This is a genomic window from Actinacidiphila glaucinigra, from assembly GCF_035918135.1.
Classification (GTDB): domain Bacteria; phylum Actinomycetota; class Actinomycetes; order Streptomycetales; family Streptomycetaceae; genus Actinacidiphila; species Actinacidiphila glaucinigra.
Genome location: NZ_CP109144.1, coordinates 3219837 through 3240172, shown reverse-complemented (window position 1 = coordinate 3240172; position 20336 = coordinate 3219837). Strand labels below are relative to the sequence as shown.

Genomic DNA, 20336 nt, shown 5'->3' with positions numbered 1-20336 from the left:
ATGACCGATCTGACCAGGCTCACCGCCGCGCAGACCGCGGCCGCCGTCGCCTCCGGCGAGACGTCCGCCGTCGAGGTCGCCCGGGCCCACCTCGACCGCATTGGCGCGGTCGACGAGAAGGTCCACGCCTTCCTGCACGTCGACACCGAGGGCGCCCTCAAGGCCGCCAAGGCCGTCGACGACAAGCGTGCCGCGGGCGAGAGGCTCGGCCCGCTCGCGGGCGTCCCGCTGGCGCTGAAGGACATCTTCACCACCAAGGGCATCCCGACGACCGTCGGCTCCAAGATCCTCGAGGGCTGGGTCCCGCCGTACGACGCGACGCTGACCGCCCGCCTCAAGCAGGCCGGCATCGTCATCCTCGGGAAGACCAACATGGACGAGTTCGCCATGGGGTCCTCGACCGAGAACAGCGCCTACGGCCCGACCGGCAACCCGTGGGACCTCACCCGCATCCCCGGCGGCTCCGGCGGCGGTTCCTCGGCCGCCCTGGCCTCCTTCCAGGCCCCGCTGGCCATCGGCACCGACACCGGCGGCTCCATCCGCCAGCCGGCCGCGGTCACCGGCACGGTCGGCGTCAAGCCGACCTACGGCGGGGTCTCCCGCTACGGCATGGTCGCCTTCAGCTCCTCCCTGGACCAGGGCGGCCCCTGCGCCCGTACGGTGCTGGACGCGGCGCTGCTCCACGAGGTCATCGCGGGCTACGACCCGATGGACTCCACCTCCATCGACGCCCCCGTCCCGCCGGTCGTCGAGGCCGCGCGCAACGGCGACGTCAAGGGCCTGCGGGTCGGCGTCATCAAGGAGTTCGCGGGCGAGGGCTACCAGCCCGGCGTCATGGAGCGGTTCAACGAGTCCGTCGAGCTGCTGCGCGAGCTCGGCGCCGAGGTCGTCGAGCTGTCCTGCCCGTCCTTCGAGTACGCGCTCGCCGCGTACTACCTGATCGCGCCGTCCGAGTGCTCGTCCAACCTGGCCCGCTTCGACGGCCTGCGCTACGGCCTGCGGGTCGGCGACGACGGCACCCGCAGCGCCGAGGACGTCACCGCCCTCACCCGCGAGGCCGGCTTCGGTCCCGAGGTCAAGCGCCGCATCATGCTCGGCACGTACGCGCTCAGCTCGGGCTACTACGACGCGTACTACGGCAGCGCCCAGAAGGTCCGTACCCTGATCTCCCGGGACTTCGAGCGCTCCTTCCAGCAGGTCGACGTGGTCATCTCGCCGACCACCCCCACCACCGCGTTCCCGATCGGCGAGCGCGTGGACGACCCGATGGCGATGTACCTCGCCGACCTGTGCACCATCCCGGCCAACCTGGCGGGCAACGCCGCCATGTCCGTGCCCTGCGGCCTCGCTTCCGAGGACGGGCTCCCGGTCGGTCTGCAGATCATCGCCCCGGCCATGGCCGACGACCGCCTCTACCGTGTCGGTGCGGCCGTCGAAGCGGCGTTCACCGCACGCTGGGGACACCCGCTGCTGGAGGAGGCACCGATCCTGTGAGCAAGCTCGAGAAGGCCAAGGGCTTCAAGAAGAGCAAGTCCGGCACCTACCTGTCGATCGGCACCACGCTCTTCGGCGCGGTCGGTGTGGCACGGCAGATGAAGCGCGGCCGGGCCGACAGCGACACGCTGCTGCTGATCGATGCCGTCGTGAGCGCCGCCGCCATCGCCACCGGCGTGGCCCTGCTGGTCCGCCAGCTGCGGCGGCTCGGCGACGACGACGTGCTGTCATCCTGACGGGAATTTGAGAGGTATCGGAACTGTGACCGTCACGGACCTGGTGTCGTACGAGGACGCGCTCGCGACCTATGACCCGGTGATGGGCCTCGAGGTCCACGTCGAGCTCGGCACCAAGACAAAGATGTTCTGCGGCTGCTCGACGACACTCGGCGCCGAGCCCAACAGCCAGGTGTGCCCGGTGTGCCTGGGCATGCCCGGCGCGCTGCCGGCCGTCAACGCGACCGGCGTCGAGTCGGCGATCAAGATCGGTCTCGCGCTCAACTGCGAGATCGCGCAGTGGTGCCGCTTCGCCCGGAAGAACTACTTCTATCCGGACATGCCGAAGAACTTCCAGACCTCCCAGTACGACGAGCCGATCGCCTTCAACGGCTATCTGGACGTCCAGCTGGAGGACGGCGAGGTCTTCCGTGTGGAGATCGAGCGCGCCCACATGGAGGAGGACACCGGCAAGTCCACGCACGTGGGCGGCGCCACCGGCCGTATCCACGGCGCCTCGCACTCGCTGCTGGACTACAACCGGGCCGGCATCCCGCTGATCGAGATCGTCACCAAGCCGATCGAGGGCGCCGGTGAGCGCGCGCCCGAGGTCGCCAAGGCGTACGTGACCGAGCTGCGCGAGCTGATCAAGGCCCTGGGCGTCTCCGAGGCCCGCATGGAGATGGGCCAGATGCGCTGCGACGTCAACCTGTCGCTGCGCCCCATCGGCCGGGAGGAGTTCGGCACCCGCAGCGAGACCAAGAACGTGAACTCGCTGCGCAGCGTCGAGCGGGCCGTCCGCTTCGAGATCCAGCGGCACGCGGCCGTGCTCTCCTCGGGCGGCACGATCGTCCAGGAGACCCGGCACTTCCACGAGGACACCGGCTCCACCACCTCCGGCCGCATCAAGGAGGAGGCGGAGGACTACCGGTACTTCCCGGAACCCGACCTCGTCCCCGTCGCCCCGGCCCGCGAGTGGGTCGAGGAACTGCGGGCCGGTCTGCCGGAGCTCCCGCGGGTGCGCCGGGGGCGCCTGCAGGAGGACTGGGGCATCTCCGACCACGAGATGCAGTCGGTGCTCAACGCCGGCGCGATCGACCTGATCGTCGCCACCATGGAGGCGGGCGCCGACGCGGCCGCCGCACGCAAGTGGTGGATGGGCGAGCTGGCCCGCCGTTCCAACGAGGACGGCGTGGAACTGGGCGCCCTGCCCATCACCCCGGCCCAGGTGGCCCGGGTGGCGGCGCTGGTGGCCGAGGGCTCGCTCAACGACAAGCTGGCCCGCCAGGTCATCGAGGGCGTGCTGGCCGGCGAGGGCGAGCCCGACGCGGTCGTGGACAAGCGCGGCCTGAAGGTCGTCTCGGACGAGGGCGCGCTCGGCGCGGCCGTCGACGAGGCCATCGCGGCCAACGCCGCCGTCGCGGACAAGATCCGCGGCGGCAACCTGGCGGCCGCGGGCGCGCTCATCGGCGCCGTCATGAAGATCACCCGCGGTCAGGCCGACGCCAAGCGCGTGCGCGAGCTCGTACTGGAGAAGCTGGGCGTCCAGGGCTGATCCGGCACGGCCGTCACGGCCGGTAGGTACTCAAGGGGCGGGCTCCCGGTCGGGGGCCCGCCCCTTCTGCGTCGTCGCAGGTCCGCCGCTTGTAAGGGCGAAATAAATTCCCCTAACGGAGTGTGATTCAGCGCACGAACGCGGCCAACGATCTTTTCTTCCTGGTTCAGTCGAGGACGTACGTGTTGTGTTCTTTGCGGGCTCTTCGCCGGCCTGAAAGATCCGCGCAACCCCAGGGAGAGCAATGGCCGCCCTTGCCCGCTGGTGCCTCGACCGCCGTCTCGCCGTCGTCCTGCTGTGGCTCGTCGCCCTCCTCGGTCTGTCCACGGCCGCCCTGGTCGCCGGGTCCGCCTACTCGAACGACTACGACATCAAGGGCACCGACTCCAGCAAGGCCACCGCCCTGCTGAAGGAGGCCTTCCCGGGCTCGGCCGGCGACAGCGACACGATCGTCTGGCACACCGACAAGGGAACCGTCGGCGTCGCGTCCGTCAGGGAGCGCCTGACCGGCACGCTGGACAAGGTGGCCGAACTCCCCGGGGTCGCCTCGGTGACCAGCCCCTACGGCACCGAGGGCGCCGCGCAGATCAGCCAGGACGGGCACACCGCCTACGCGACCGTGATGTTCGACAGGCCCTCGGACGAACTGCACGCCGACCAGGTGCGCACGGTCGTCGACACCGCCAGGGCCGCAGCCGACGACAACACCCAGGTCGCCCTGGGCGGTGGCGCCATCGCGCTCACCGAGGGCGGAGGCGGGCACATGAGCGAGGTCGTGGGCGTCGCCGTGGCGGCCGTGGTGCTGCTGGTGGCCTTCGGCTCGCTCTTCGCGATGTTCATGCCGATCGTCACCGCGCTGGTCAGCGTGGGTACCGCGTACATGGCGATCCAGCTGCTCGGCCACCTGATCAGGGTCGCCGACTTCGCGCCGATGCTCGGCATGCTCATCGGCCTGGGCGTCGGCATCGACTACGCCCTGTTCATCGTCACCCGCCACCGCAGAGGCCTGAAGCAGGGACTGCCGGTACGGGAGGCCGCCGAGAAGGCGGTCGCCACGACCGGCAGGGCGGTGGTCTTCGCCGGCGGCACGGTCTGCGTGGCACTGCTCGGCATGCTGATCCTGCGGCTGTCCTTCCTCAACGGCGTCGCGATCGCCGCCTCCCTCACCGTGATCCTCACCGTCGCCGCCTCGGTGACGCTGCTTCCCGCGCTGCTGGGCACCATCGGCATGAAGGCGCTCAGCCGCCGGGAGCGGCGCCGGCTCGTCGAGCACGGGCCGTCGCCCGAACTGCCGACCGGGTTCGCGGCCCGCTGGTCCGCCTTCGTCGAACGGCACCCCAAGGTGCTCGGCGCGGTCGCCGCCGTCGTGATGCTCGTGCTGGCCCTGCCCACGACCTCCCTCCACCTGGGCGCCTCCGACCAGGGCAACAGCGCAGCGGGCACCACCACCCGCCAGGCGTACGACATGCTGTCCGAGGGCTTCGGGCCGGGCTTCAACGGCCCGTTGCAGTTGGTCGCCACGTCCGGCGACGCCGCCGACCGCGCGGCGCTGGAGCAGCTCACCGCCGTCCTGGCCCGCACCGAGGGCGTCGCCGCGGTGCACATGGAGCAGCCGCAGCACGGCAGCGGGCCGGACGTCATCGACGTCGTCCCCACCACCTCCCCGCAGGACCAGGCCACCGACCGGCTCGTCACCCACCTGCGCGAGGACGTCATCCCCGAGGCCACCGAGGGCACCTCCCTGGAGGTGTACGTCGGCGGCGTCACCGCGGGCTACGCGGACTTCGCCTCGGTGATCGTCGGCAAGCTGCCGCTCTTCGTGGGCTCCGTCATCGGCCTGGGCTGCGTACTGCTGCTGCTGGCCTTCCGCAGCTTCGGCATCCCGCTCAAGGCCGCGGTCATGAACATCGCCGCCGTCGCCTCGTCCTTCGGCGTCGTGGTCGCGATCTTCCAGTGGGGCTGGGGGAGCGAGCTGCTGGGGCTGGGGGCGGCCGGCCCGATCGAGCCCTTCCTGCCGGTGATCATGGTCTCGGTGCTCTTCGGGCTCTCCATGGACTACCAGGTCTTCCTCGTCAGCCGGATGTACGAGGAGTGGCGCGAGACCCGTGACAACCGCCGCGCGGTCCGGGTCGGCCTCGCCGAGACCAGCCGCGTGATCAACTCGGCCGCGGTCATCATGATCTCCGTCTTCCTGGCCTTCGTCCTCAGCGGCGACCGCGTGATCGCGATGTTCGGCATCGGGCTGGCGGCCGCCGTCGCGCTCGACGGCTTCATCCTGCGGACGCTGCTCGTACCGGCGCTGATGCACACGCTGGGCGACTGGAACTGGTGGCTGCCCCGGTGGCTGGAGCGCCGGCTGCCGCGGATCTGCATCGAGGGCCCGGCGGAGCCCGCTCCGGCAGCCGCGGACGAGGCCGGCTCTCAGAAAGCTCTCATAATCTGACCGTACGGTTGCCGCCCATGGAGACCACCAAGACCCACGAGGCGGATGCCGGCGAACTCGCCGCGGACGCCGGGCCCGACCGGACCGAGGACGACGGCGCGACGGACGCGACGGCGCCCGACACGACGCCCGCCACGACCGGCGAGCCGCAGGAGTTCGACGAGCCCGACGACGTCGACGAGCCGGAGACCACCGGCACGGCGGACGCCCCGGCCGGGGTCGTCCCCGGTGCGGCGGCCGTCGTCGGCGCCGCCCTCGGCCTCGCGTCGCTCACCGGAACCTGGCTGGGCACCGTACTGGCCGAGCGGCGGCAGCTGATCGGGCAGATCAACAACTCCTCCGGCAGCCCCGCCCAGCAGATCGAGCAGATATACGGCGCCCCCTGGCACACCACGGCCGCCGTCAACGGCGTCTGCGCGCTGGCCGCCCTCGTCCTCCTCGGCGCCGTGCTGCTCGCCGGACGGAACGCCGCGCCCTGGGTGCGCGCCGTCGCCTGGGGCGGTCTCGCCCTCGGCGTACTCGGGCTGTGCGTGGCCGCCGGCACGTGGTTCGACCTCTTCGGCGGGCTGCCGACCGTGGCCGAGACCCCGGTCTCGTCCGGCGGCTGAGACCTCGGGGGAGGGCGCCGCTCGGGTCCCGGCGGCCTGAGTGGTCCGCCGCGCGGCCTAAGGCATCCGCGCCCCCGAAGCCTGGGCGGTTGCCCGATGTGCCCCACCCCCCTTGGGGACGAGGCTGATGGCACGGAGAAGACCTCCGGACCATCGGTCCCGAACCCGAGGAGCAACGGATGTACACCCACGAACTGCTGGGCCGCGAAAAGGCGGAGCAACTGCTGCGCGAGGCCGCCCGGTACCGCCTGGCCCGCCAGGCACGAGAGGCCGCCCGCGCCGCCGCCGGCCGCCGTGTGACCGCCGCCGACCAGGACGAGGGAAGGCGGCACGCCAGGAGGGCCGGCCGGCTCATCCGGCGGCTGAGGGCCGCCGGATGAGCACCGCGGTGCCGGTGGAAACAGGTACCGCGCCGTCAGGGCCCCGTGCGATGCTCGGGACCGTGCAGAACCAGTCGGTCAGCCCGGTGTTCGTCGGACGCACCCGCGAACTGACCCGCCTCACCTCCGCGCTCGCCCGCGCTCATGCGGGCGAGCCGCAGGCGCTGGTGATCGGCGGCGAGGCCGGGGTCGGCAAGACCCGGCTCGTCGAGGAGTTCCTCGCCGCGGCCCAGGACGGACCGGCGACCGTCACCGCCGTCGGCGCCTGCGTGGAGATCGGCGCGGACGGACTGCCGTTCGCACCCGTCGCGACGATCCTGCGCGCCCTGCACCGCCGGCTCGGCGACGAACTCGTCGCCGCGGCCGCCGGCAGCGAGGCCGAACTCGCCCGCCTGCTGCCGGGGCTGGGCGGGACGGACGGCCCCGACCCGCTCGCGGACCAGCGCGACGAGCACGGCCGCGCCCGGCTCTTCGAGCTCACCTCGCGGCTGCTGGAACGGCTCTCGGAGGAGCGCACGCTCGTCGTCGCGCTGGAGGACCTGCACTGGGCCGACCGCTCGACCCGCGAACTCCTCGGCTACCTGCTGCGCTCGCTCTCCCGCGGCCGGCTCGTCGTCCTGGCCACCTACCGCTCCGACGACATCCACCGCCGGCACCCGCTGCGGCCCTTCCTCGCCGAACTCGACCGGATGCGGTCCGTCGTGCGCCTCGAACTGTCCCGCTTCACCCGCGCCGAGGTCCGCGCCCAGGTCGCCGGCATCCTCGACTCCGAGCCCTCCCCGAGCCTGGTCGACCGGGTCTTCGGCCGCTCCGACGGCAACCCCTTCTTCGTCGAGGAACTGGCCTGCAGCATCACCCAGGGCTGCCGCACCGGACTCAGCGACAGCCTGCGCGACCTGCTGCTCGTCCGCGTCGAGACGCTGCCCGAGACCGCGCAGCGCGTCGCCCGCGTCGTCGCCGAGGGCGGCTCCGCCGTCGAGTACCGGCTGCTGGAGGCCGTCGCCGGGCTCGGCGAGGACGAACTCATCGAGGCCCTGCGCTCCGCCGTGGGCGCCAAGATCCTGCTGCCCACCGACGATGGCGACGGCTACCGCTTCCGGCACTCGCTGGTCCGCGAGGCCGTCGGCGACGACCTGCTGCCCGGCGAGCGCAGCCGCATCAACCGCCGCTACGCGCGGGCCCTGGAGACCGACCCCGGTCTGGTACCCGCCGACGAACTCCCCGCCAGGCTTGCCAGTTACTGGTACCACGCCCACGAGCCCGCCAAGGCGCTGCCCGCCGTGCTGGCCGCCTCCGTCGAGGCGCGGCGCCGTCACGCCTACGCCGAACAGCACCGGCTGCTCGAACGCGCCCTGGAACTGTGGGACGACACCCCCGCGGACGTCCGCGAAGGACTGCGGCCCGTCGACTACGTCGAGGTGTTCCCTCCCACGACCCTGGCCCTCGGCACCGGGGACCCCGGCGGCTGCCACCCGGGCGGCAAGCCCCTGCAGTACATGGACCTGCTCGCCGAGACGACCGTGGCCGCGCGCCTGAGCGCCGACCGCGAGGGCGCCTACGAGGTCACCAAGCGGGCGCTGCGCCTGCTGGAGCGCTCCGGCGACCCGCTGCGCGCCGCCTGGTTCTGGATCCAGCGCTCCCGGCTGATGGTCGCCATGGGCCGCGGCGACGGCTGGGCGGAGATCGCCGAGGCCCAGGAACTCGTCCGGGGGCTGCCGCCGTCACCGGTCCACGCCGAGGTGCTGGAGAGCGCTGCCGGCTGGGACATGATGCACGACCCGGGTCCGGACGGCATCGCCACGGCGGAGCGCGCCATCGAACTGGCCCGGCTGGTCGGCGCCGAGGAGACCGAGCTGCACGCCCGGGTCACCCTGGGCATCCTGCTCGCCGACGCCGGTGACGCCGACGCCGGCATCGCCGAACTGGAGGCCGCTCGCGAACGGGCCGCCGCCGCCCGGTACGGCAGCCTCACGGTGAACACCGACGCCAACCTCGCCGCCCTGCTGGAGGCCGTGGGCCGCTCGGAGGAGGCGATCGCGGTGGCCCGCAGGGGAGTGGAGAGCGCCACCCGCCACGGGCTGCGCGACGGCGTCACCTTCGCCGCCGCCAACCAGGCCGAGTCCCTGCTCGCCCTCGGCCGCTGGGACGAGGCGGCCGAGGTCGCCGCCCGCGGCCGGGAGAGCACGAACCACGCCCTGTACCTCGGCTGGGCCGCGACCCTGCTGGCCCATGTCGCCGTGCGACGAGGGGAGTACGACCGCGCCGAGGCCGAGATCGCCGCCGCCCGGGACCATCTGGGCCCCCAGGACCACCAGCCGCAGAACACCCTGCCGCTGCGCCATCTGACCATCGCGGTCGCCGCCGGGCGCGGACGCTTCCTGGAGGCGAGGGCCGCGGTACGGGCTGCCCTGGAAGCCGGGTTCCCGCCCGCCTTCCACCGCTACGTCTGGCCCATGCTGCACACCGCGGCGGCCGTGGAGGCGGACGCCCTGGGACTGCCCGGCGCGGAGGCGGGACGCGCCGAGATGCTCGCCCTGATACGCAGGGCGGCGGGCCGGCTGCCCCGGTTGTCCCCGGTGTGGGCCGCCCACGCCCTGTTCGTCGAGGCGGAACTGCTGCGCGCCGAGGGGGACACCGGCCCCGGGCCCTGGGCGGCCGCCGAGGAGGCGTACGCCGCCCTCGACCGCCCGTACCCGCTCGCGCTGGTACGGCTCCGGCACGCCGAGGCCCTGCTCGCCCTGCACGAGCCCGGCGCCCGCGACCACGCTGCCGCCCTGCTGCGCCGGGCGGGCGAGGTCGCCGACTCCCTGGGCGCCGTCCCGCTGCGCGACGCCGTCCGGCTGCTCGCCCGGCGGGGCCGGCTGGCGCTGGAGGAACCGGAGGCGGCCGCCGTCCCCGAAGCCGCCGAGGAGCCGGAGCCCTTCGGCCTGACGGCGCGCGAGCGCGAAGTGCTGCGCCGCGTCGCCGCCGGCTACACCAACCGCCGCATCGCCGAGGAACTGTTCATCTCGCCGAAGACCGCCAGCGTGCACGTCTCCAACATCCTCGCCAAGCTCGGCGTCTCGGGCCGTGGTGAGGCGGCCGCGCTCGCCCACCGGCTGCGTCTGTTCGCCGGGCAGCCGGGCTGAGTCCCGCCCCCGCGGCCGGCAGGCGTACGGCTAGCCGCCGGCCCGCGGCGGACGTATCAGGACGGCGCCCGAGTCCAGGTCGACCGGGCCCCGGCCGGGGTCGGCGTCGCCCTCCTCGTCACGCACCAGTTCCAGGCGGTTCCGTTCGTCCTCGGCGTGCCTGCGGCCCGGCGCGAACAGCTCGTCCAGCGCGTTGAACATCGCACCCCCAGGGTGTCGTCGGGTCAGCTCACCCGCAGCCGCAGGATGCGGTCGTCGCCCTTGCGGGGATCGCCGCGGCCGTCGGTGTTGCTCGTGGTCAGCAGCAGTCCGCCGTCCGGATCGGCGAGAACGGTGCGGAGGCGGCCGTACTCGCCGACGAGGAAGGCCTGCGGGTCGGCCGCGGCCTTCGTCCCGACCAGCGGGATCCGCCACAGGCGGGCGCCGCGCAGCGAGGCCATCCAGATCGAGCCGTCCGCGTAGGCGATGCCGCTGGGCGAGGCGTCGTCGGTGCGCCACTGCGCGACCGGGTCCGCGTAGCCGTCGCGGTGGGCGAGGCCCTCCACGACCGGCCAGCCGTAGTTCTTCCCCGGCTCGATCAGATTGAGCTCGTCCCAGGTGTCCTGCCCGAACTCGGCGGCCCACAGCCTCCCCCGGCTGTCCCAGGCCAGGCCCTGCACATTGCGGTGGCCGTAGGAGTAGACGACGGAGTCCGCCTCCGGATTGCCGTGCACGGGCTCGCCGTCGGGCGTCATCCGCAGGATCTTGCCGCCCAGGGACTTCCTGTCCTGCGACAGTCCCCGTTCGCCGCTCTCGCCCGTGCCCGCGTAGAGCATGCCGTCGGGGCCGAAGGCGATCCGCCCGCCGTTGTGGATGGCGCCGTGCGGGATGCCGCGCAGGATCGTGTCCGGCGCGCCCAGTTGCTCCCCGGCCGGCTTCGCCGGGTCGTAGAGCATGCGCGCGATGCGGTTGTCCGAGTCGGTGGTGAAGTACGCGTACACCAGGTGGTCGGTGGCGAAGTCCCGGGAGACGGCGAGACCGAGCAGGCCGCCCTCGCCTCCCGAGGAGACCCCGGGCACCGTGCCGACGGCGTTCGTGCGGCCGCTGCCCGCGGCCACCCGGACGATGCTTCCGGTGTCGCGGGAGGCCACCAGCAGATCGCCCTCCGCCAGCGCGGCCACGCCCCAAGGGGTCGTGAGCCCGGTGGCGACCGTGCCGGTCACCTCCGCCGTGCCCTTCGCCGGGGCCGAGGGCTCGTCGGTGCCGCCGGAGGCCGGTGCCGACGCGGAGGCGGAGGCGGAGGCGGAGGCCGGGGGAGCCGGGGCGGAACCACCGTCCGGGGAACATCCGGTGGCGAGCAGCGCGGCAGTGGCCAGCGCGGCGGTCACGACGGCGGCGCGGTGTCCCACGCTTCCCTCCCGGGGGTTCTCCGGCTCGGACTCCAAGAACATCACATCCATCACTACACCGCCCGGCCGTTCGCGGTTCCCACCACAGGCCGTGGTCTTCCCCCGTGGCCGACCGGCCCCGTCCGTCCCGGTGACGACCTCAGTCCCAGGAGCCCCGCGCCGGCGGCAGCGCCGCGATCTCCGCGAAGTCCTCCTCGGTCAGCCGCAGTTCCGCGGCCCCGGCGTTCTCCGCCGTCCACCGCTGCTGCTTCGCCCCGGGTATCGGCACGACCTGCCGTCCCTGGGCCAGCACCCAGGCCAGCGCGACCTGCGCGGGCGTCGCGCCGTGCACCTCGGCGACCCTCCGCAGCCCCGCGACGATCGGCTGGTTGGCGGCCATCATCTCGGCGGTGAACCGGGGATGGCGGGCCCGTACGTCGTCGGGCTCGAAGCCCTGGCCGGGGGTGAGCGTGCCCGTCAGGAAGCCGTTGCCGAGCGGCATCGCGGCCATGAAGCCGACCCCGCGCTGCGTGCACCAGGGCAGCAGTTCGGCCAGCGCCTCGGGCGACCACACCGACAGCTCCGCCTGCACGCAGCTCACCGGGAAGACCTGCTGGACGCGGCGCAACTGCCGCAGTGTCTCGTCGTATATACCCGCGCCCGGGCGCCGGGCCGCCCGGGCGCCCACCGCGCACCACCCCAGCGCGCGCACCTTGCCGGCCGCGACCAGTTCCGACATCGCGCCCCACGTCTCCTCGACCGGGACCTCGGGGTCGGCGCGGTGCAACTGGTAGAGGTCGATCACATCGGTCTGCAGCCGGCGCAGCGACGCGTCGCAGGCCCGCTTCACGTACGAGGGGCGGCCGTTGGCCACCAGGTGCTGCTCGCCGACGAGCAGTCCGCACTTGGTGGAGACGAAGACCTCCCGGCGACGCTTCTTCAGCACCCGCCCCAGCAGCAGCTCGTTGGTGAACGGCCCGTACATGTCGGCGGTGTCCAGCAGCGTCGTGCCGTGGTCGACCGCCGCGTGCACGGCCCGCAGTGACGATTCGCCGTCCTGCCGGGACGCCGTGTAGGCCCAGCTCATCGGCATGCATCCCAGGCCGACGGCGCCCACCTCCAGAGCCGCTGATCCGACCGTCCTGCGCTCCACCTGGCTGACCTCCGCTGACCTCTCGCGCCGCCCCACTGTGCCATAGCCTCCTGACCATGGCTGACATCACCCGGAACCACCGCCCCACGGTCTGGCTCCCGATCCCCGCCGAGGAGGTCGAGGGACTCCCCGCCGAACTCGACTACTGCTTCTGGGACGGCGACGAGGAGTTCCCGGCCGACCCCGCCGACGCCGCGTTCTACGTGGTGCCCTACATGAAGGGTCCGGAGGTCGTCGGCCGCCCGCTGCCCCGTATGTCCGGGGTCAGGGTCGTGCAGACCCTCAGCGCGGGCGTCGACCACGTCACGCCGTATCTCCGGCAGCTGCCGCCGGGGGTGCGGCTGTGCAACGCCCGCGGGGTGCACGAGGCCAGCACCGCGGAACTGGCCGTCGCGCTCACCCTGGCGGCCCTGCGCGGCATCCCCCGCTTCGTACGCGGCCAGGACGCCGAGGAATGGCACGCCGGCTTCTACCCGGCCCTCGCCGACAAGCAGGTGCTCATCGTCGGCTACGGATCGATCGGCGCCGCCGTCGAGGACCGGCTCACCCCCTTCGAATGCCATGTCACACGGGTCGCCCGGCTGGCCCGGCGGTCCCCGCGCGGCCCCGTGCACGCCCTGGGGGACCTGCCCAGGCTGCTGCCGCAGGCGGACGTGGTCGTGCTGTCGACCCCGCTCACCCCGGACACCCGCCATCTGGCCGACGCCCGGTTCCTGGCCGGGATGAAGGACGGGGCCCTGCTGGTGAACATCGCCCGCGGCCCCGTGGTCGACACCAAGGCGCTCCTCGCGGAACTGGAGGCGGGCCGTCTGCGAGCGGCACTCGATGTCACCGATCCGGAGCCACTGCCTCCGGGGCACCCGCTGTGGCACGCGCCGGGCGTCCTGGTCAGCCCGCATGTCGGAGGCAGCACCTCCGCCTTCCTGCCCAGGGCGAAAAGGCTGCTCCGCGAGCAACTGCGCCGTTTCGCGGCCGGTGAGGACCTCGCCAACGTCGTCCTGACCACCTGAACACGCCCTGGCACCCGGTGCCTCACGCGTGGGGCAGGACGCTACGCGTGGTCACGCTGTGTAGAGGAACTATGTCCCTGAGTGACTGAACTGGTGTATCGTCCCGCACTGGGGGAACACGACCGGCGTGGCTCGGCGAGTCGCGAACGGGCGTGGGACGACTCAGGACTTGATGGGGGGCGACGGGCGATGCGCGGCCAATGGAGAGAGCATCCGACGCTGGACCACGGCACACCGTGCCGGGGACGTTCACGGTCCCAGGGGACGACACCGTGAGCGCGCCCGGTGCGGTCCTCTCGCAGGCCTCCGCGCCGGGCAGCCGGACCGGCCTGCTGCCCCAGATGCTGCTGGCCGTACTCTGCGGCGGCTACGCCGTCGGGTCGGCCTTCGGCTGGGGCGGCTCCACCGGGCTGGCCCTGGTCATGGGCGACTTCGGGCTCTCCGTGGCGGCACTGGCCGCGGCCGTCTCGTGCCTGGTCTACGTCCGCAGGGCCGCCAACGACCGGTACCGCCCCGCGTGGGCGCTGTTCGCCGTCTCCTCCGCCATGGTGGCGCTCGGCAACGGCATCTGGGGCTGGTACGAGGTCGTGCTGCGGGGCGAAGTGCCGCGCACCTCGGTCGCCGACTTCTGCTTCCTGCTCTTCGCCCCTCCTGCCATCATCGGGCTGCTGGTGCTCGCCAAGCGGCCGGTCACCCGGGCCGGCTGGGTCTGCCTCGGACTGGACGCCTGGCTCATCGGCGGCTCCCTGCTGACCCTCTCCTGGACCCTCGCCCTGGCCCAGACGGCCCTGTGGGAGGGCCACAGCACCGCGCGCATCGCACTGTCCCTGGCGTACCCGCTGCTGGACATCATGCTGGTGAGCATGGTGCTGGCGCTGCACTTCCGGCGGTCCTCGGCCAACCGGGCGGCGGTGAACACCGCCATCGCCTCGCTCGCCCTCACCGTGCTGTGCGACGCGCTGTTCACCTCGCCCCTGCTGCGCGAGCACTACAACTCCGGCCAGATCCTGGACGCCGGATGGTTCGCCGGCAGCATGCTGCTCGCCTACGCCCCCTGGGTCGGCGAGCGCGACACCGCCGAGCGGGTCGCGGCCGAGCGGGGGACCGCCGAACGGGAGCAGGAGCAGGGCCGCCGCATGAGCGGCTCGCTGGCGGCGCTGACCCCGTACCTGGCCGCCGCGGTCTGCGTGCTCGGCATCCTCTACAACGTCATCGACGGCCGGAAGAGCGACCGGGTGGTGCTTCTGACCGGCTGCACCGTCGTGCTCGCCCTGGTGGTGCGGCAGGGCATCATGCTGCTGGACAACATGGCCCTCACCCAGGAGCTGGCCCAGAAGGAGAACCACTTCCGGTCGCTCGTGCAGGGCTCCAGCGACGTCATCATGATCGCCTCGCCGACCGGCGCGCTGCGCTACGTCAGCCCCGCCGCCAAGGGCGTCTACGGCTGCGACCCCGAGGAATGGGTCGGCACCGAGTTCGCCACCCACATCCATCCGGACGACCTGGGACGGGTGGTGCACGAGGTGCGCCGCTTCCTGGCCGCGCACGCGGCCGAGGAACCCGCCACCCGCATCGAGTGCCGCATACGGCACGGAGACGGCAGCTGGCTCAACGTCGAGTCCAGTGTCAATCGCCACCAGGGCGGCCTGATCTTCAACAGCCGCGACGTCACCGAGCGGGTGCGGCTCCAGGCGCAGCTGCAGCACAACGCCTCGCACGACCCGCTCACCGACCTGCCCAACCGGGCCCTGTTCACCGAACGGATCCGCCAGGCGATCGGCGGCCGCCGGGCCGGCGACGGCGACACCGGCACGACGGCGGTGCTCTTCATCGACCTGGACGGCTTCAAGGCGGTCAACGACACCGTCGGCCACCAGGCCGGCGACGAGCTCCTCGTCCAGGCGGCGCGGCGCCTGCAGGACTCCGTGCGCGCCGGCGACACCACCGCACGCCTGGGCGGAGACGAGTTCGCCGCCCTCATCTGCGGCACCAGCGCCGACCCCCATCTGCGCCAGTACCAGGTCCACGAGGTCGCCGACCGGCTCCGTGCCGCCCTCTCCGAGCCCTACCGGGTGGACGGCGCCGAGGTCCGGGTGGCCGCCAGCATCGGCGTGGCCTTCGCCGACCCCGGGGTCAGCCCCGGCGAGCTCCTGCGCAACGCAGACCTGGCGATGTACCGGGCCAAGCAGGCGGGCAAGGGCCGGGTCGAGATGTACGCGCCCGCCATGCAGGCCGAGGTGGTGCGCCGCGCCGAGCTCGCGGGACGGCTGCGCACGGCCCTGCGGGACGGCGAGTTCGCCCTGCTCCACCAGCCCGTGGTCGACCTCGGCACCGGCGAGGTGACGGCGGTCGAGGCGCAGGCCCGCTGGCGGTCCGCCCAGGGCATCCTCTTCACCCCCGCCGAGTTCCTGCGGGTGGCCGAGGACACCGACCGGACCGCGCAGCTGGCCCGCTGGCTGCTGGAGGAGGCGGTCGGCCAGGCCGCGCTGCGCCACGCCGCGGGCAGCCCGGTGCCCGTCGCTGTACGGCTGTCCACCCGGCGCCTGATGCACCGCGAGCTGCCCACCAAGGACGTGGAGGCTCTGCTCGAACGGCACGGGCTGCCGCCGGACTCCCTCCTCCTGCAGGTCGCCGACCAGGACCCGCGGATCTCCCTGGACGAACTGGAGCGGCGGCTGACCGCGCTGAGCCGGCTCGGGGTGCGCATCGCCCTGGAGGGCTTCGGCAGCGGCTACGCGCCCATGGACACGCTGCGGCGGCTCCCCGTCGACGTGCTCAAGCTGGACCGGGGGCTCACCGAGGGCGTCGTGGAGTCCCCGCGGCTGCGGAAGATCACCGCGGGGCTGCTGCGCATCGCCGAGGACCTCGGGATCCGCTCGGTGGCCGAGGGCGTGGACCGCCCGGAGCAGGTGCTGGCCCTGCGCGAGATGAACTGCACCCACGGGCAGGGCATGGCGTTCTCCGGGCCGCTGGACGAGCACCGGCTGCGCTCCTCGCTGACCCGCGGCAGCTATCCCGTGCCCGGCGGGCCGGTCCCGGCGGACAGCACCCGGGTCTCCGTACGCGGCACACGGAAGGCGGACGAGCTACGCTCAAATAATGAGACGCCCGTCCCACCCGCTTGACACTCCCGGCTCGCGAGGAGGAAGGTCAGTCGCATGCGCACCCGAATTCTCGTACTTGGAAAGCGCGTCGGCTGACCCGGGGCCCCTGACCGCCTCGTGGAACGCACCGACGCGCTCCCCTCGCTTGCCTGCCGGCACGAGGGGTTTTTTGTTGCCTGGGATCCAGACATACCGCCCTCTCCACCCTCAAACTCCTGAGAGATGAGAACCAGATGACCGAGCAGGCCACCGGGGCCCACCACCCGCAGCCGCGGGCCCGCGGCGCCGCGCCGCAGCCCACTCCCGCCGAGCGCGTCACGGGCGCCCAGTCCCTCATCCGCTCTCTCGAGGCGGTCGGCGCCGACACCGTGTTCGGTATCCCGGGTGGTGCGATCCTTCCCGCGTACGACCCGCTCATGGACTCCTCGAAGGTGCGCCACGTCCTCGTCCGGCACGAGCAGGGGGCCGGTCACGCCGCCACCGGCTACGCGCAGGCCACGGGCAAGGTCGGCGTCTGTATGGCGACCTCGGGCCCGGGTGCGACCAACCTGGTCACCCCGATCGCGGACGCCCACATGGACTCGGTCCCCATCGTCGCCATCACCGGTCAGGTGGCCTCCAAGGCGATCGGCACCGACGCCTTCCAGGAGGCGGACATCTGCGGCATCACGATGCCGATCACCAAGCACAACTTCCTCGTCACCGACGCGGACGAGATCCCCCGCACCATCGCCGAGGCCTTCCACATCGCGTCCACCGGCCGCCCCGGGCCGGTCCTGGTCGACATCGCCAAGGACGCCCTGCAGTCGCAGACCACGTTCTCCTGGCCGCCCGTCACCGACCTGCCCGGCTACCGCCCGGTCACCAAGCCGCACGCCAAGCAGATCCGCGAGGCCGCCCGGCTCATCAACGAGGCCAAGCGCCCCGTGCTGTACGTCGGCGGCGGCGTCCTCAAGGCCCGTGCCACCGGAGAGCTGCGCATCCTGGCCGAGCTGACCGGGGCCCCGGTCACCACCACCCTGATGGCGCTGGGCGCCTTCCCCGACAGCCACCCCCAGCACGTCGGCATGCCCGGCATGCACGGCTCGGTCTCCGCCGTCGCGGCGCTGCAGAAGGCCGACCTGATCGTCGCCCTCGGTGCCCGCTTCGACGACCGCGTCACCGGCAAGCTCGACTCCTTCGCCCCGTTCGCCAAGATCGTGCACGCCGACATCGACCCGGCCGAGATCTCCAAGAACCGCGTGGCCGACGTGCCGATCGTCGGCGACGCCCGTGAGGTCGTCGCCGACCTGATCGTCGCCGTCCAGGCCGACCACGACGCGGGCCGGCGCGGCGACTACACCGACTGGTGGAAGCTGCTGGGCGGCCTGCGCGACACCTACCCGCTCGGCTACGACCTGCCCGCGAACGGCAGTCTGTCCCCGCAGCAGGTCATCCAGCGTATCGGCGAGCTGGCCCCGGAGGGCACCCTCTTCGCGGCGGGCGTCGGACAGCACCAGATGTGGGCCTCGCAGTTCATCTCCTTCGAGCGGCCCAACACCTGGTTCAACTCCGGCGGCGCCGGGACGATGGGCTACGCCGTCCCCGCCGCCATGGGCGCCAAGGCCGGCCGGCCCGGCACGACCGTGTGGGCGATCGACGGCGACGGCTGCTTCCAGATGACCAACCAGGAGCTGGTCACCTGCGCGCTGAACAACATCCCGATCAAGGTCGCCATCATCAACAACGGCGCCCTCGGCATGGTCCGGCAGTGGCAGTCGCTCTTCTACAACGAGCGCTACTCCAACACCGTCCTGCACGCCGGTGAGACCAACGCGGGCCGCGGCTCCCACCAGGGCGTCAGCGAGACCCCGCCGGTCGGCACCCGCGTCCCGGACTTCGTGAAGCTGTCGGAGGCCATGGGCTGCGTCGGTCTGCGCTGCGAGTCCCCCGACGAGCTGGACGAGATCATCGAGAAGGCCAACGCCATCAACGACCGCCCGGTCGTCGTGGACTTCATCGTCCACGAGGACGCCATGGTGTGGCCGATGGTCGCCGCCGGCACCTCCAACGACGAGATCATGGCCGCCCGCGACGTCCGCCCCGACTTCGGCGACGCCGCGGACGACTGAGGACCGAGAGAGAAGCAGAGGAACGACGCGACATGTCCAAGCACACGCTCTCCGTCCTGGTGGAGAACAAGCCCGGTGTCCTGGCCAGGATCACCGCCCTGTTCTCCCGCCGCGGCTTCAACATCGACTCCCTCGCCGTGGGCACCACCGAGCACGCCGACATCTCCCGCATCACCATCGTGGTGAACGTGATCGAGGACCTCCCGCTGGAGCAGGTCACCAAGCAGCTCAACAAGCTGGTGAACGTCCTGAAGATCGTGGAGCTGGAGCCGTCCGCCGCCGTCCAGCGCGAGCTGGTCCTGGTGAAGGTGCGTGCCGACAACGAGTCCCGGTCCCAGATCGTGGAGATCGTCCAGCTGTTCCGCGCCAAGACCGTGGACGTCTCGCCCGAGGCGGTCACCATCGAGGCCACCGGCGGCGCCGACAAGCTCGAGGCCATGCTGAAGATGCTGGAGCCCTTCGGCATCAAGGAACTCGTCCAGTCCGGCACGATCGCGATCGGCCGGGGTGCACGCTCGATCACCGACCGCTCTCTGCGCGCCCTCGACCGGACCGCATAGCGAGACCGCCAGACTTGATCCCGGCCCGCGGACGTAGTGTGTGGGCAACCCCCCAGATCCCCAAGGAGAGACCCGAAGTGGCCGAGCTGTTCTACGACGACGACGCCGACCTGTCCATCATCCAGGGCCGCAAGGTCGCGGTCATCGGCTACGGGAGCCAGGGGCACGCGCACGCGCTGTCGCTGCGCGACTCGGGTGTCGACGTGCGCGTCGGCCTGCACGAGGGCTCCAAGTCCAAGGCGAAGGCCGAGGAGCAGGGTCTCCGCGTGGTCACCCCCGCCGAGGCCGCGGCCGAGGCCGACGTCATCATGATCCTGGTCCCGGACCCGATCCAGGCGCGGGTCTACGAGGAGTCCGTCAAGGACAACCTGAAGGACGGCGACGCGCTGTTCTTCGGACACGGCCTGAACATCCGCTACGGCTTCATCAAGCCCCCGGCCGGCGTCGACGTGTGCATGGTCGCCCCCAAGGGCCCGGGCCACCTGGTGCGCCGTCAGTACGAGGAGGGGCGCGGCGTCCCGTGCATCGCGGCCGTCGAGCAGGACTCGACCGGGAACGGCTTCGCGCTCGCGCTGTCCTACGCCAAGGCCATCGGCGGCACCCGTGCGGGTGTCATCAAGACGACCTTCACCGAGGAGACCGAGACCGACCTGTTCGGTGAGCAGGCGGTGCTCTGCGGTGGTACGGCGGCGCTGGTCAAGGCCGGTTTCGAGACCCTGACCGAGGCCGGCTACCAGCCGGAGATCGCGTACTTCGAGTGCCTGCACGAGCTGAAGCTCATCGTGGACCTCATGTACGAGGGCGGTCTGGAGAAGATGCGCTGGTCCATCTCCGAGACCGCCGAGTGGGGCGACTACGTCACCGGTCCCCGCATCATCACCGACGCCACCAAGGCCGAGATGAAGAAGGTCCTCGCGGAGATCCAGGACGGCTCCTTCGCCAACAACTGGATCGCCGAGTACAACGCCGGCCTGCCGAGGTACAACGAGTACAAGAAGGCCGACGAGAACCACCTGCTGGAGACCACCGGCAAGAAGCTGCGCAAGCTCATGAGCTGGGTGGACGAGGAGGCGTAAGTCCTCCGCACCGCGGTCTGCACGGTCCCGGGGGCGCCGCGCCCCCGGGACCTGCCGCTTTGGCCACGCCGTACACCCTCGTGCGGGTGATCCTTCCACGTTGGCGCAGGATGCCGGGCCCGCCGCCGATAC

15 protein-coding genes are annotated in these 20336 nt (G+C 72.3%); 12 read left to right on the top strand and 3 right to left on the bottom strand.

Annotation, left to right across the window (positions count from 1 at the left end):
* The 7 genes from gatA to OIE69_RS14080 all read left to right on the top strand — a co-directional run bounded on the left by gatA (window position 1) and on the right by OIE69_RS14080 (window position 9823).
* The gene (gene gatA, locus OIE69_RS14110; protein WP_326572305.1) at window positions 1-1494 is read left to right on the top strand and encodes an Asp-tRNA(Asn)/Glu-tRNA(Gln) amidotransferase subunit GatA; all 1494 of its coding nucleotides are present in this window, start codon (window positions 1-3) and stop codon (window positions 1492-1494) included.
* On the top strand, window positions 1491-1730 hold the full coding sequence (locus OIE69_RS14105) for a hypothetical protein (RefSeq protein ID WP_326572304.1): 240 nt from the start codon (window positions 1491-1493) through the stop codon (window positions 1728-1730). Before gatA ends, OIE69_RS14105 begins: the two co-directional genes overlap by 4 nt.
* 25 nt (window positions 1731-1755) lie before the next feature.
* Window positions 1756-3264 carry an Asp-tRNA(Asn)/Glu-tRNA(Gln) amidotransferase subunit GatB gene (gatB, locus tag OIE69_RS14100; RefSeq protein WP_326572303.1) on the top strand — a complete coding sequence of 503 codons (1509 nt, stop codon included), beginning with the start codon at window positions 1756-1758 and terminating at the stop codon, window positions 3262-3264.
* A gap of 244 nt (window positions 3265-3508) precedes the next feature.
* The gene (locus tag OIE69_RS14095) at window positions 3509-5707 is read left to right on the top strand and encodes an MMPL family transporter (RefSeq protein WP_326572302.1); all 2199 of its coding nucleotides are present in this window, start codon (window positions 3509-3511) and stop codon (window positions 5705-5707) included.
* A 17-nt stretch (window positions 5708-5724) separates the two neighbouring features.
* On the top strand, window positions 5725-6315 hold the full coding sequence (locus OIE69_RS14090; protein WP_326572301.1) for a hypothetical protein: 591 nt from the start codon (window positions 5725-5727) through the stop codon (window positions 6313-6315).
* Window positions 6316-6494: 179 nt separating this feature from the next.
* On the top strand, window positions 6495-6695 hold the full coding sequence (locus tag OIE69_RS14085) for a hypothetical protein (RefSeq protein ID WP_326572300.1): 201 nt from the start codon (window positions 6495-6497) through the stop codon (window positions 6693-6695).
* A 50-nt stretch (window positions 6696-6745) separates the two neighbouring features.
* Window positions 6746-9823 (top strand): helix-turn-helix transcriptional regulator, encoded by a 3078-nt coding sequence (locus OIE69_RS14080; RefSeq protein ID WP_326572299.1) that lies wholly within the window; start codon window positions 6746-6748, stop codon window positions 9821-9823.
* A 30-nt stretch (window positions 9824-9853) separates the two neighbouring features.
* On the opposite strand, the gene OIE69_RS14075 is transcribed toward OIE69_RS14080, so the two are convergent.
* The 3 genes from OIE69_RS14075 to OIE69_RS14065 all read right to left on the bottom strand — a co-directional run bounded on the left by OIE69_RS14075 (window position 9854) and on the right by OIE69_RS14065 (window position 12343).
* Complete coding sequence (locus tag OIE69_RS14075) at window positions 9854-10024, bottom strand: DUF6191 domain-containing protein (protein WP_179279865.1); 171 nt, start codon at window positions 10022-10024, stop codon at window positions 9854-9856.
* 23 nt (window positions 10025-10047) lie between these two features.
* Window positions 10048-11190, bottom strand: a complete 1143-nt coding sequence (locus OIE69_RS14070; RefSeq protein WP_326581135.1) for a PQQ-dependent sugar dehydrogenase — start codon at window positions 11188-11190, stop codon at window positions 10048-10050.
* A 160-nt stretch (window positions 11191-11350) separates the two neighbouring features.
* Window positions 11351-12343 (bottom strand): aldo/keto reductase, encoded by a 993-nt coding sequence (locus OIE69_RS14065; RefSeq protein WP_326572298.1) that lies wholly within the window; start codon window positions 12341-12343, stop codon window positions 11351-11353.
* Between the two features lie 56 nt (window positions 12344-12399).
* Between OIE69_RS14065 and OIE69_RS14060 the strand changes: the two genes are divergently transcribed.
* The 5 genes from OIE69_RS14060 (at window position 12400) to ilvC (ending at window position 20204) form a co-directional block, all read left to right on the top strand.
* A complete protein-coding gene (locus tag OIE69_RS14060) occupies window positions 12400-13353 on the top strand; it encodes a 2-hydroxyacid dehydrogenase (RefSeq protein ID WP_326572297.1) in 954 nt (317 codons plus the stop codon).
* A 272-nt stretch (window positions 13354-13625) separates the two neighbouring features.
* Window positions 13626-16478, top strand: coding sequence for a putative bifunctional diguanylate cyclase/phosphodiesterase (locus tag OIE69_RS14055; protein ID WP_326572296.1), 2853 nt, complete (start codon window positions 13626-13628; stop codon window positions 16476-16478).
* A 212-nt stretch (window positions 16479-16690) separates the two neighbouring features.
* On the top strand, window positions 16691-18568 hold the full coding sequence (locus OIE69_RS14050) for an acetolactate synthase large subunit (RefSeq protein ID WP_326572295.1): 1878 nt from the start codon (window positions 16691-16693) through the stop codon (window positions 18566-18568).
* A 32-nt stretch (window positions 18569-18600) separates the two neighbouring features.
* Window positions 18601-19128 (top strand): acetolactate synthase small subunit, encoded by a 528-nt coding sequence (gene ilvN / locus OIE69_RS14045; protein WP_018563397.1) that lies wholly within the window; start codon window positions 18601-18603, stop codon window positions 19126-19128.
* Window positions 19129-19205: 77 nt separating this feature from the next.
* Window positions 19206-20204 (top strand): ketol-acid reductoisomerase, encoded by a 999-nt coding sequence (gene ilvC / locus OIE69_RS14040; RefSeq protein ID WP_326572294.1) that lies wholly within the window; start codon window positions 19206-19208, stop codon window positions 20202-20204.
* Window positions 20205-20336: the final 132 nt, after the last annotated feature.